The 13233-nt window shown below is 36.0% G+C and carries 8 protein-coding genes and 1 tRNA gene; 3 read left to right on the top strand and 6 right to left on the bottom strand.

Annotated features, from left to right (window positions below; translation table 11 throughout):
- Positions 1-233 precede the first annotated feature (233 nt).
- From VBZ51_RS14970 to nhaD, 6 genes are all read right to left on the bottom strand, one after another.
- A tRNA-Val gene (locus tag VBZ51_RS14970) sits at positions 234-308 on the bottom strand.
- Positions 309-370: 62 nt separating this feature from the next.
- Entirely contained in the window at positions 371-1585 is a 1215-nt protein-coding gene (locus VBZ51_RS14965; RefSeq protein WP_416577458.1) for a bifunctional folylpolyglutamate synthase/dihydrofolate synthase, read from the bottom strand.
- Positions 1582-2520, bottom strand: coding sequence for an energy transducer TonB (locus VBZ51_RS14960; protein ID WP_416577457.1), 939 nt, complete (start codon positions 2518-2520; stop codon positions 1582-1584). Before VBZ51_RS14960 ends, VBZ51_RS14965 begins: the two co-directional genes overlap by 4 nt.
- Positions 2521-2907 (bottom strand): ExbD/TolR family protein, encoded by a 387-nt coding sequence (locus tag VBZ51_RS14955; RefSeq protein ID WP_027068115.1) that lies wholly within the window; start codon positions 2905-2907, stop codon positions 2521-2523. It lies immediately after the preceding gene.
- 9 nt (positions 2908-2916) lie between these two features.
- Positions 2917-3606 carry a MotA/TolQ/ExbB proton channel family protein gene (locus VBZ51_RS14950; RefSeq protein WP_058105260.1) on the bottom strand — a complete coding sequence of 230 codons (690 nt, stop codon included), beginning with the start codon at positions 3604-3606 and terminating at the stop codon, positions 2917-2919.
- A gap of 52 nt (positions 3607-3658) precedes the next feature.
- Positions 3659-5029 carry a sodium:proton antiporter NhaD gene (gene nhaD, locus VBZ51_RS14945; RefSeq protein WP_416577456.1) on the bottom strand — a complete coding sequence of 457 codons (1371 nt, stop codon included), beginning with the start codon at positions 5027-5029 and terminating at the stop codon, positions 3659-3661.
- 338 nt (positions 5030-5367) lie between these two features.
- On the opposite strand from nhaD, the gene VBZ51_RS14940 reads away from it, so the two are divergent.
- The 3 genes from VBZ51_RS14940 to VBZ51_RS14930 all read left to right on the top strand — a co-directional run bounded on the left by VBZ51_RS14940 (position 5368) and on the right by VBZ51_RS14930 (position 12812).
- Positions 5368-6507, top strand: coding sequence for an acyl-CoA dehydrogenase (locus tag VBZ51_RS14940; RefSeq protein WP_058105258.1), 1140 nt, complete (start codon positions 5368-5370; stop codon positions 6505-6507).
- A gap of 320 nt (positions 6508-6827) precedes the next feature.
- Positions 6828-11336 carry a glutamate synthase large subunit gene (gltB, locus tag VBZ51_RS14935; RefSeq protein ID WP_340158373.1) on the top strand — a complete coding sequence of 1503 codons (4509 nt, stop codon included), beginning with the start codon at positions 6828-6830 and terminating at the stop codon, positions 11334-11336.
- Between the two features lie 9 nt (positions 11337-11345).
- Positions 11346-12812 (top strand): glutamate synthase subunit beta, encoded by a 1467-nt coding sequence (locus VBZ51_RS14930; RefSeq protein WP_416577455.1) that lies wholly within the window; start codon positions 11346-11348, stop codon positions 12810-12812.
- Positions 12813-13233 lie beyond the last annotated feature (421 nt).

Here is a 13233-nt window from a genome sequence, read left to right as displayed (position 1 = left end):
TCCAAAATAACAAATTGACAAGTATGAATGTAAAATACCTTCTTAATAGTACGTTCTGATTAAAAGAATTAAAATGATGATTATGTAAAAACGATAGAGGGTGGAAACTATTTAGAAAATCGCTAAGCCCACCTCATTAGTGTACTTCATTTTTTCTGTATAACTAATGGATTGAAGACTTAAATATTAAAAACGAAAAAAGGCTTTCATTTTCATGAAAGCCTTTTACTATGTGGGCCCTACTGGATTCGAACCAGTGACCCCCTGCTTGTAAGGCAGGTGCTCTGAACCAACTGAGCTAAGAGCCCTTGTTAAGGGTGTGCAAATATATAATACTTTTACAATTCTCAAAAGAAAAATCAATAAAAAATTAAAGAACTTCTGCTACAACAAAGTTACTACCGCCCACATAAATTAAATCAGATTTTTTGGCCTGTTTTTGCGCTGTTTTAAATGCCTTATTTACAGACTTATATGCATCACCTTTAAAATTCAGGTCATAAAATTGCCTCGCCAAAATATTTTCATCCAACCCCCTAAAAATTTTTGGTTTGCAGAAATAATAGACCGCATTTTTAGGAAATAAAGGTAAAATATCAGCAATATTCTTATCCTTTACTACACCAATAACAATATGAAGGGTATCAAACTCTTGATTTTTTAATTGTTTCAATACATAAGATAGTCCATCTTTATTATGAGCAGTATCACAAATAATAGTAGGTTGATCACCAATTTTCTGCCAGCGTCCCATTAAGCCCGTATTTTTGACCACATTCTTGAAACCATGAACTTTATCCTCTTCACGAATCTCAAAACCTTTTAACAGGTTCAATGTTCCCAAAACACCTTTAATATTTCGTTTCTGATAAGACCCTAGAAGACCTATTTCGTAATCCCTATTGTAATTACCACTATCTGCAAATAAAATCTTAGAATTCATTTTATTCGCTACTTCCTTGAAAATTGGAACGGTTTCCTCATTAAACTCACTAATTACAACAGGAGTATTGGGTTTTATAATTCCTGCTTTTTCTCTAGCTATTTCAGGTATAGTATCACCAAGAATATCGGTATGATCCAGACCTATATTTGTAATTAAACTTACTTCTGGATGAATTATATTAGTAGAATCCAAACGCCCTCCTAAGCCAACTTCAATAATGGCAATATCCACACTTTCCTTATCAAAATATGAGAATGCCATACCAACGGTCATTTCAAAGAATGAAAGTTTACGCTGTTCAAAAAAAGAAGAATTGTTCTCAATGAAATCAACTACCCAATCTTTATTGATTTTTTTACCGTTGATTCGAATACGTTCTCTAAAATCTTTTAAATGAGGTGAAGTATACAACCCTACCTTATAGCCTGCCTCCTGCAAAACCGAAGCCAATAAGTGACTACTGGAACCTTTACCGTTAGTACCTGCTACATGAATACTTTTAAAATTAGTATGAGGATTTCCTAAATGGGACGCAAACAAGGTTATACCATCTAGTTTTGAATTAAAGGCTACTTTACCCTTATTCTGATACATTGGAAGTTGAGCAAACATCCAATCCAAAGTCTCTTTATAGGTCACTCTCCCAGCTTGAAATTAACTACAACAAAACCAGTTTGTTTACTAGGTGCATTACTATCTAAGTTCCACTTGTGCATAAAAGCGGTTTTTCTAGCTGGTTCCAGCAAACATGGATCATTATTGGTCGTACCCTTTACTCCTGGCTCAGCACTGATAACTTTGCCATTGCGATCTACAGTAATTCTCACCACAACTCTACCAGATTGGTTACATTCTTGTGCAACTTTTCCTTTATTCACTAAAGACCTACCATTTAGTCCATATCCACCTGTTCCGCTTCCACTGCCCGGACCTCCATAATAGCTAGTTGCGTAGGGATCTCCGTCCGGTTGACCTTTATCACCAGCCCTATCATCATCTCCCTCACTTCCAGTAGCCGTTCCATCAGACTTATTAAGACCACCCATCATCTCGTCCAATGCTTTTTTCTTTGCCTCCTGCTCTTTCCGTACGCGCTCATCAGCTTCTTTCTTCTGCTGAGCAATTCTGGCAGCCTCCGCTTTTTTCTTATTCTCTGCCGCTTCTGCTTTTCGTTTAGCGTCAGCCGCGGCTTCATCCGCCTTTCTTTTGGCTTCTTTGGCTTGATTTATTTTAACAGCTTCCTCATTTTCCTGTGTTAACAACTTTTCTGCAGGCGACTCTTTCTCCGCCGAAACTTCTTCCACTTCTTCAACAGAATTCTCAATTGCCTCTGCAACCTCTTGCTTTGTAGGCTCTACAGGAGGAGTGTCCACAGGTTCAGATTGAATTTTTTCCTTAGGCTGAATTCTTCCGCTACCAAACTGAGTAGTACCAAAGTTGACAGATATTCCGTTTTCCTCAGGTGGGTCCATATATGTTAGACCTATATAAAATAAAACCAATAATAATGCACTTAGCAACAACGTTGTAAGTGTCAGTGATTTCTTTTTATGTTTAGTATCTAAAAATGCCATTTAATTTGGGCGAACCGCCAAAATTACCTTGTAATTATTTCTATTGGCAATATCCATTACGTTTACCGCCTCTTTAATTGCTACGCTTTCCTCGGCTCTAAGTATAATTGTAGGGCTATCCTGCCCTGCAAGCGCCTTCTTCAATTCTATCTCAATATATTCTCCATTAATTCTTTCGTCATTAACAAAATATTGAAGATTCTTGTCTATGCTTACAGAAACATTTTGCGTATTGGTGGACTTCCCTTTTGCTTTAGGCAATAATAAGTCTAAGGCATTAGGAGAATTCGCCGTTAGCATAAAAAACACCAATAACAAGAATACAATATCTGTCATTGAAGACATGCTAAAGTCTGGACTGACCTTATTTCTTCCTTTTAATTTCATAATAAAAAATTAAAGAGGTTCGTTTAATAAGTCTAAAAATTCTACAGCATTAGCTTCCATTTTATGCACCACTTTATCGGTTCTATTCACCAAATGGTTATAACCAACATAGGCTATAATACCGACAATTAATCCAGCTACGGTTGTTGTCATCGCTGTATAAATACCAGACGCCAATGAACCCATCTCCGCTTGACCACCACTACTTGCCATCTCATGAAAAGCAAGAATCATACCAATAACGGTACCCAAAAATCCGATCATGGGAGCCGCACCAGCAACAGTAGCCAATATACTTACGTTCTTTTCTAATTTATACACCTCTAAGGTACCGGCATTTTCTATAGCAGTATTGATATCATCTAATGGCTTGCCAATACGGGAAACACCTTTTTCAGTTAACCTTGCCACAGGCGAATCTGTCTGTGCACATAAAATTTTAGCTGCATCTAATTTACCTGAAGTAACGTAATCACGAATTTGATTCATGAAATTCTTATCTATTTTTGAAGCCGCATTTACTGCAAGTAAACGTTCAAAATAGATATACAGAGCCACCCCTAACATTATGAACAAAACGGTAATTATTATTACACTTCCCGTTCCTCCGTTAAATATTAAATCGATAACCGATAGAGTTTTCTCTTCAGATAATAATTCTTCGCTCGCATCTTGAGCCAAATCCTGAAATAATAACATAGTATTCTTTATATATTGAATTTGCCTTTATAACGATGAATTGCGAATTAAATTATCCGTGTAGAACAAAATCTCTCAATAATATAAATACGATCGCACCACTAACAAAACCGATTAAAGCCAACCAGGCAATTTTTTTCAGATACCAGAAAAAATCAATCTTTTCCATACCCATAGCTACAACACCTGCCGCAGAACCAATAATCAACATACTTCCACCTGTACCGGCCGAATAAGCTATAAAATGCCATAACGGACTATCTAACGGTTCACTGAACATACCCATACTTGCAGCAACTAAGGGAACATTGTCAATTACCGCAGAACCTACACCAAATAACATAACTACGATATCAGTATTAGGAATTGCCTCGTTTAATGCACCTGCAGCATTAAATAAAATCCCTAAAGATTCCATTGCCGCTACTGCCAATAGTATACCCAGGAAGAATAATATACTAGGCAATTCTATTTTGGATAGTGAATGGTGAACAGGACTATGGTGCCCTGCATTATCGTCATCTTCTCCTTCAACACTAGAAATGTTGAATTTTTTGTTACTGTAAATCTCAGCAAAAGTTGCCACAACCGCCAAAGACAACATCATACCAACGTAAGGAGGAAGGTGTGTTACTGTCTTAAATATTGGAACGAACAAAATGGCACCTAAACCTAAGTACAACATTGTACCTCCATATTTAGATTTTGAAATCTCACCATCTAGATCACCATCTATTAAACCTTTAAAAATCTTAAATCTTCCAGCTATTAGAACAGGAACTAGCATACACACCAATGAAGGCAATAATACATGTATTACCAATTGACCTGCACTTACCTTGTTTGCGATCCACAACATGGTCGTTGTAACATCTCCAATAGGAGACCAGGCACCACCGGCATTAGCAGTAATCACGATCATACCCGCAAACCATAATTTTGTTTCGCGATCCTTTATTACTTTTTGCAAAATTGTGATCAAAACAATAGTTGCGGTAAGGTTATCTATAATAGCAGATAAAATAAATGCCAATATTGAGAACAACCACAATAGCTTACTTTTCTTTTTAGTTTTTATAAATCCTTTAATAGTAGCAAAACCATCAAAATAATCAATGATTTCAACAATGGTCATTGCCCCTAACAAGAAGAACAGAATCTCTGCAGTCTTTCCAAGGTGATGCAAAAGAGATTCTTCCATGATATGCATTTTATCCAAATGCCCTAAATCAGAGAAACCAGAAACCAAACCTTGCTTAACAGAATCGAACCAGTTTTCATAGCCATCAATTCCAAGTGCTATCAAAGCCCACAGAATAGCCATCATGGCCAATGCAGGAATAAGTTTATCTATTTTAAGATTGTGCTCTAATGTGATGGCAAGATATCCTGCCAAAAAAACAATAATAATTATGGTTTCCATGTTCGTTGGTTTTTTTAATATCTATTGATAAGGTGTCAAATATAGGTTCTAAATACAAAAAAATAAATCATCCAAATATATTCAAAATAGTCTGTGAATTCCTAATGATTTCACAATAATACCGAAGATATCTGACATCCAAATACTTAAATCAAACTATTATCAAATAATACGCATGTACGGCATTACTATTTTAACGCTTAACAAAATGTTAAATATCATCTTTCAATCCTAACCTAGCAATTTGGTTTTCAAAAATCAAACATTACACATCTCTAAAGTTTAATATTTAACTTCTATATCTTTATCTTTGAGAAGATAACTTTTATACATATTAGATGGATTTTTCATTAAATGAAGAACAAAAACTTATACAGCAAGCGGCACGTGATTTCGCACAAACTGAACTTTTAGCAGAGGTAATTGAAAGAGACGATGCTCAAAGATTTCCGAAAGAGGAAATTAAAAAATTAGGTGAACTTGGGTTTCTAGGTATGATGGTAGACCCTAAATATGGTGGTAGCGGACTGGACACCTTATCATACGTATTGGCAATGGAAGAAATTTCCAAAATAGACGCTTCTACCTCAGTAGTAATGTCAGTAAACAACTCGTTGGTTTGTTGGGGACTTGAAAAATTTGGCACCGAAGAACAAAAAGAAAAATATCTTACCAAATTATCCACAGGAGAACAAATAGGCGCTTTTTGTCTTTCCGAGCCTGAGGCCGGTAGCGATGCCACCTCACAAAAAACAACCGCAATTGACATGGGAGACCATTATATTGTTAATGGCACCAAAAACTGGATTACAAATGGTAATACTGCCAGTACTTATTTAGTTATTGCACAAACCGATAAGGACAAAAAACACAGAGGCATAAATGCCTTGATCATAGAAAAAGGCACCCCTGGTTTTGAAATAGGACCCAAAGAAAACAAATTAGGCATTAGAGGTAGCGATACACATTCCTTAATATTTAACGATGTAAAGGTGCCCAAAGAAAATAGAATTGGAGAAGATGGTTTTGGCTTCAAATTCGCAATGAAAACCCTTGCAGGTGGCCGCATAGGAATTGCCGCCCAAGCGCTTGGTATTGCAGCTGGGGCATATGAACTAGCCTTAAAATACTCTAAAGAACGTAAAGCATTTGGTACCGAGATAAGCAATCACCAAGCCATAGCGTTTAAACTAGCAGATATGCATACCGAAATTCAGGCAGCAAGATTATTGGTTTATCAATCCGCTTTAGATAAAGATAATGGAAAGGATTATGATTTGTCTGGTGCCATGGCAAAGCTATACGCTTCTAAAGTTGCCATGGAAACTACAGTTGAAGCTGTGCAAATTCACGGTGGTAACGGTTTTGTTAAAGATTACCATGTAGAGCGTTTAATGAGAGATGCTAAGATTACGCAGATTTACGAAGGAACTTCTGAAATACAAAAAATTGTAATTTCCAGAAGTATTCTAAAATAAAAAACAACATTTTTAAACATCACCCCCTTTTTAAAGAGGGGTGATGTTTCACAAATAAGACATTCACTTTGTTACCCTCTCAATAAAGTTAGATGTAATTGTTAGAAAGTTGCACAAACCCTCACTTAACCCCTTCTTCACCTCTGTATTTTCATATTATTAACTTAAATTTATCAATATGATAAATTGAAGGTTTTAAAAATATGTAATTATAGATTTTTTAAGCTTTTATTTGTTTCGTTGAATTTAATATTTGAATTTATTCCAATCGTTGAATATAATTCAATTAAATTGATATTTTTGAAGAAATACCACAAATTATGACACTGAAGAAGCAAGGATTATATTTACCGGAATTTGAACATGATAACTGTGGGGCTGGTTTTATATGCAGCCTTAAAGGAAAAAAATCCAACGACATTATACATAAAGCGTTGGAAATACTTGAACGTTTAGAGCATAGAGGTGCTGTTAGTGCCGACGGTAAAACAGGAGATGGAGCAGGAATATTAGTTGATATTCCTCATGATTTTTTTCAGGCTGTATGTAGTTTTGATCTTCCAGAAGCAGGTGAATATGCAGTTGGTAATATTTTCTTCCCTAGAAAAGAAAACCAACGTAATTTTTGTATTTCAGTTTTTGAAGAAAACATAAAAAAACAAGGCTTAAAATTATTAGGATGGAGAGATGTTCCCGTTAATAGATCAATACCTGGTAGAATAGCTGCTGAAACAGAACCTTTTGTAAAACAGATTTTTGTTGCAAAAGAAAGTAACGAGCAAGATTATTTTGATTTCAACTTAAAGCTTTTCATTGCCAGAAAGATTACTGAGCATACGATAATCAATTCAAAATTATCTGAGAATAAATTCTTTTATGTTCCCAGTCTATCCACTAAGATAATTATATTCAAAGGACTTTTAATGCCTTTAGATATAAGCCTATACTACTCAGACCTAATGGATTCAAGAGTAGTAACTAGATTAGCCTTGGTACACCAGCGTTTTTCCACAAACACTTTCCCTACTTGGGATTTGGCACAACCGTTTAGATATATGTGCCACAATGGTGAAATAAACACCTTAAGAGGTAACGTTACCCGTATGTTTTCAAGAGAAGAACTATTACAAAGTGATATGTTCGGAGATGAAATCAAAAACATACTTCCAATAATTCTACCAGGAAAATCTGACTCCGCTACTATGGATATGGTGGTTGAGCTATTATTGATGACCGGTAGATCTTTACCAGAAGTCATGATGATTCTAGTACCTGAGGCTTGGGAGAAAAACCCTGAGATGTCAGAAGCTAAAAGGGCATTTTACGAATATCATTCTTGTATGATGGAACCTTGGGACGGTCCAGCATCAATACCATTTACAGACGGTAACTACATTGGTGCCGTTTTGGATAGAAATGGTCTAAGACCTTCTAGATATACGGTAACTAAAGATGATTACGTAGTAATGTCTTCTGAAACCGGTGTTGTAGATATCACTCCTGAAAATGTAGATTTTCATGGAAGGTTACAACCGGGTAAAATGTTCTTGGTAAACATGGAAGAGGGAAGAATTGTGAATGATGAAGAAATTAAAGAAAACATCGCACAAAAATACCCTTATAAAAAATGGCTGGATGATAATTTGGTACATTTAAAAGATATACCATATAATGATTGTCCTTTATTTATTGGAGAAGAAACGCTTGAAAAAAGAAAATCTGTATTTGGCTATACCATAGAAGATATCAACACCATTATCTTACCAATGGCAAAGTCTGGTAAAGAACCTATAGGTTCAATGGGATCAGATACTCCTATAGCCGTTTTATCTCAACGTCCTCAATTAATTTACAATTATTTCAAGCAGCTTTTCGCTCAAGTTACCAACCCTCCGTTAGATGGTATACGTGAAGAGTTGATTACGGATATTAGTTTAACATTAGGTAGCGATCACAACATATTTGAATTTTCAGAATATCACTGTAGAAAACTAAAAATTCAGAATCCAGTTATATCTAAAGAAGATTTAGATAAAATTAAAAATTACGACGTCAGTCCAGATTATAAAGTGGTTTCAATACCTATTTTATATTCTATACAAAAAGGGCACAACGGACTAGAAGATGCTTTACAATCAGTATTGGACCAAGCTTCTGCGGCAGTAGATGATGGTGCTAATATTATTATCCTATCAGATAGAAATGTCAATGATGAAATGGCGCCCATACCCGCCCTATTGGCTTGTTCTTTTGTAAATAGTGGATTACAAAAATTAGGTAAACGCTCTAAGCTTAGTGTTATCATTGAATCTGCAGAGCCTCGTGAAGTACATCATTTTGCATTATTATTCGGTTTTGGCGCAAGTGCCATAAATCCCTACTTGGTTAATGAAATTATTGCCGAGCAGATAGAAGAGCATGACATCACGGAATTCTCATTTGATGAAGCAATTAAAAATTACAATAAAGCTATTGGCAAGGGAATTTTAAAGGTGATGAACAAGATTGGTATATCTACCCTTAACTCTTACCGTGGTTCTCAATTATTTGAATGTATAGGAATAAACACCAAGGTAGTTGAAAAGTATTTCCCAAATACACCTACACGTATTCAAGGTATAGGGCTTTATCAAATTGAAAAAGAAATTGCCCTTCGTCATCACAAGAGCTTTAGCAAAAAACAAATTGATGCCAATTTAGATTTGGAAATTGGTGGTGAATATAGATGGAGAAGAGATGGAGAAAAGCATATGTTCAATCCACTATCCATTGCCAAGCTTCAAAAATCAGTACGTAATAATGAGCCTGATACGTATAAGGAGTATTCTAAAATGGTTAATGAGCAATCAAAAAACTTAATGACCATTAGAGGTCTTTTTGAATTCTCTAACTATGACCCTATTCCAATAGAAGAAGTTGAGCCTTGGACAGAAATTGTCAAAAGGTTCAAAACCGGGGCAATGTCTTACGGATCTATCAGCAAAGAGGCACACGAAAACCTTGCGATTGCAATGAACCGTATTGGTGGAAAAAGTAATTCTGGAGAAGGTGGTGAAGATCAAAATAGATTTTACAAAAATGCAACAGGTGATTGGAGAAACAGTGCTATTAAGCAAGTGGCTTCCGGTAGATTTGGAGTTACCTCAAATTACTTGACCAATGCCAAAGAAATTCAAATTAAAATGGCGCAAGGGGCCAAGCCAGGTGAAGGTGGTCAATTACCTGGACCTAAAGTAAATCCTGAAATTGCCAAAACAAGAAACTCAACACCTTATGTTGGTCTAATTTCACCACCGCCACATCATGACATCTACTCTATTGAAGATTTATCACAACTTATATATGATTTAAAATCAGCAAATAGAAAAGCAAGAATAAATGTAAAGCTTGTTTCAGAAGTAGGTGTAGGTACTGTTGCAGCAGGTGTTTCAAAAGCTAAAGCAGATGTAGTTTTGGTTTCCGGTTTTGACGGAGGTACCGGAGCATCTCCTTTAACTTCATTAAAGCATGCAGGTTTACCATGGGAACTTGGTATAGCCGAAGCCCAACAAACCCTTGTATTAAACGATTTAAGAAATAGAATTGTTCTTGAATGTGACGGACAATTAAAAACTGGTAGAGATGTTGCCGTAGCTTGTCTTTTAGGTGCTGAAGAATTCGGTTTTGCCACTGCACCTTTAGTAGCCTCAGGATGTATAATGATGAGAGTTTGTCATTTAAACACTTGTCCAGTTGGTATTGCAACCCAAAACCCTGAACTTAGAAAGAAGTTTAAAGGTAAGCCAGAACATGTGGTTAACTACATGTATTTTGTTGCACAAGAATTGCGTGAAATAATGGCGCAATTAGGCTTCAAGACTATTAACGAAATGGTAGGCCAGGTACAGAAACTAGATCGTAAAAAAGCAATTGACCATTATAAAGCAGCTGGTATCGATTTAACACCGATACTTCACCAAGTTGATGTTCCAAAAGGAACTAAGTTCTATAATACTGAAAAGCAAAAACACGATATAGATAAATCTATAGAGTTTGATATTATTGCAAAAGCGAATCCATCATTATTTAGAAAGGAAAAATTAACGTTAGACTATCCTATTTGCAATACGGATCGTGCGGTAGGTGCCATAATAAGTAACGAAATATCTAAAACTTATGGCGCAGAAGGGCTTCCTATTAATACATTACGATTGAACTTTACTGGATCAGCAGGTCAAAGTTTCGGTGCATTTGCCACAAGAGGTCTAACAATGGTCGTTAATGGTAATACTAATGATTACCTAGGTAAAGGACTTTCTGGTGCTAAACTAGTCATAAAAGTACCTGAAAAGTCTACAATTGTACCAGAAGATAACGTAATTACCGGTAATGTAACACTTTATGGTGCTACCGCCGGTAGAGCATATATTAATGGAAAAGCAGGTGAGCGTTTCTGTGTTCGTAATTCAGGTGCAAAAGCAGTTGTTGAAGGTATAGGAGATCATGGTTGTGAATATATGACAGGTGGTGTTGCTGTCATTCTTGGTGAAGTTGGAAGAAACTTTGGAGCAGGAATGAGTGGTGGTATTGCATATGTCTTAGATAACAATAAAACTTTTAAACAACGTTGTAGTCTAGAAGGTTTAAACCTGTTAGAAGTTACAGAAGCACCAGACATTAAGCAGCTTAAAGATTTAATCGAAAGCCATTATAATTCGACCTCAAGTCCTTTAGCTCAGCGTATTCTTGAAAATTGGGAATCATACTTACCAAAATTCGTTAAGGTATTACCTGAAGAATACAGACAAGCTCTAATTAGATTAGAAAAAGAAAATTTACAAACTATTTAAGATCGGAACATGGGAAAGACAACAGGATTTTTGGAATTCGACAGAAAAATTGAAGCATACGAACCGGTTGAGGAACGTTTAAAAAATTACAAGGAATTTACAGTACCGTTACCAGAAAATGAATTAAAAAATCAAGGTGCACGTTGTATGGATTGTGGCATACCTTTTTGCCATAGTGGTTGCCCATTGGGTAATTTAATTCCAGATTTTAATGATGCGGTATACCGTGGTAAATGGGAAAAAGCAAGTTCAATATTACATTCAACAAATAATTTTCCAGAATTTACCGGTAGATTGTGCCCGGCACCATGCGAAGAGGCATGTGTTTTGGGTATTAATGAAGATCCGGTAAGTATTGAAAATATTGAAAAAAATATTGTAGAAACTGCCTTTGAGAAAGGTTGGATATCTGCTAAACCGCCACTTACCAGAACCGGCAAAAAAGTAGCTATTGTTGGATCGGGACCTGCAGGTCTAGCCACCGCACAGCAATTGAATAGAGCAGGCCATAATGTAACTGTTTTTGAACGAGATGAAAAACCAGGAGGACTTTTGCGTTACGGAATTCCTGATTTTAAGATGGAAAAGAACGTCATAGATCGTCGCTTAGAAATTCTGAAAGCTGAAGGTATAAACTTCAATTGCGGTGTACATATTGGAGTAGATATAAAAGCTGATGAATTAAAACAAAATTTTGATGCTATTGTTTTAACCGGTGGAGCTACTATCAGAAGAAATTTACCAATTGAAGGGTCTGACTTAAAAGGGGTTGTTCAAGCCATGGATTTTCTTGGACAGAACAACAGAAGAGTAGATGGTATCAAAGAACTTGGAGAAGAAATAAAAGCAACCAATAAAAATGTAATTGTTATTGGTGGTGGTGATACTGGATCAGATTGTATTGGAACATCTTTTAGACATGGAGCAATTTCAGTATCAAATTTCGAGATCATGCCAATGGCCACTACAGAAAGACCAGAAGGTCAGCCTTGGCCGTTTTGGCCTATGCGTTTAAGAACTAGTTCTTCTCACAAAGAAGGAGCTGAGCGTTTCTTTAGTATATCCACCAAAAAATTTATTGGTGATCAAAATGGCAACCTTACAGGCTTAATAACTTCTGAAGTAGAATGGATTAAAACTCCAGGACAACGACCACAGTTAAAAGAAGTTGAAGGTACTGAGAAGGAATGGAAATGTGATTTGGCATTATTAGCTTTAGGCTTTACCGGTTCTGAAAATACCGTTGCGAACCAATTAGGTTTAGAAATGGATGCAAGAACCAATATAAAAGCCTCTGAAAATGATTATAAAACAAATGTTCCTGGTGTTTTTGCAGCTGGTGACCAAAGAAGAGGACAATCTCTTATTGTCTGGGCCATTTCAGAAGGAAGACAAGCTGCACATCATGTAGATAAATATTTAATGGGAGAAACTGCTTTACCATTAAAAGGTGAAGGTGATTTACCTAGGGTATAATTATTAACTACCTATAAACTACAAATCCGCAACTGTTAAGGTTGCGGATTTTTTTTATCCATTTGGCTATACTTCACTTATCAATATCCAAATTCATGAAATATTACTCATAATATCACTAATAGATGTTTTTCTGTACTCATTATTAGGCTCATTACATCTTTTAAACTTAAATGAAACAACAGAACTAGCCCTTAGGCATTCAAAGAGAACACGTATAACTACTTACTTATAATTGCAAGTATAATAGTCCGTATGAAGATAGAGTAATACTTATATCACCCCGGTCACTTTGACTTTAGGGTATAAAAAAAGCCCCTTACATTACTGTAAGGGGCTTTCGAAAAAGGCGGCTACCTACTCTCCCACTTGGTATAGCAGTACCATCGGCGCAAACGGTCTTAACTTCCCTGTTCGGAAT

The sequence above is a fragment of the Maribacter sp. HS genome (genome assembly GCF_048059195.1).
In the GTDB taxonomy this organism is placed as follows: Bacteria; Bacteroidota; Bacteroidia; order Flavobacteriales; family Flavobacteriaceae; genus Maribacter; species Maribacter dokdonensis.
This window is presented reverse-complemented; position numbering and strand designations above follow the sequence as displayed.

Excerpts from the sequence above, each read along its gene's own strand:
- VBZ51_RS14960 (WP_416577457.1), bottom strand. The coding sequence starts at position 2,520 with ATGGCATTTTTAGATACTAAACATAAAAAGAAATCACTGACACTTACA.
- VBZ51_RS14955 (WP_027068115.1), bottom strand. The coding sequence starts at position 2,907 with ATGAAATTAAAAGGAAGAAATAAGGTCAGTCCAGACTTTAGCATGTCT.
- VBZ51_RS14950 (WP_058105260.1), bottom strand. The coding sequence starts at position 3,606 with ATGTTATTATTTCAGGATTTGGCTCAAGATGCGAGCGAAGAATTATTA.
- nhaD (WP_416577456.1), bottom strand. The coding sequence starts at position 5,029 with ATGGAAACCATAATTATTATTGTTTTTTTGGCAGGATATCTTGCCATC.
- VBZ51_RS14940 (WP_058105258.1), top strand. The coding sequence starts at position 5,368 with ATGGATTTTTCATTAAATGAAGAACAAAAACTTATACAGCAAGCGGCA.
- gltB (WP_340158373.1), top strand. The coding sequence starts at position 6,828 with ATGACACTGAAGAAGCAAGGATTATATTTACCGGAATTTGAACATGAT.
- VBZ51_RS14930 (WP_416577455.1), top strand. The coding sequence starts at position 11,346 with ATGGGAAAGACAACAGGATTTTTGGAATTCGACAGAAAAATTGAAGCA.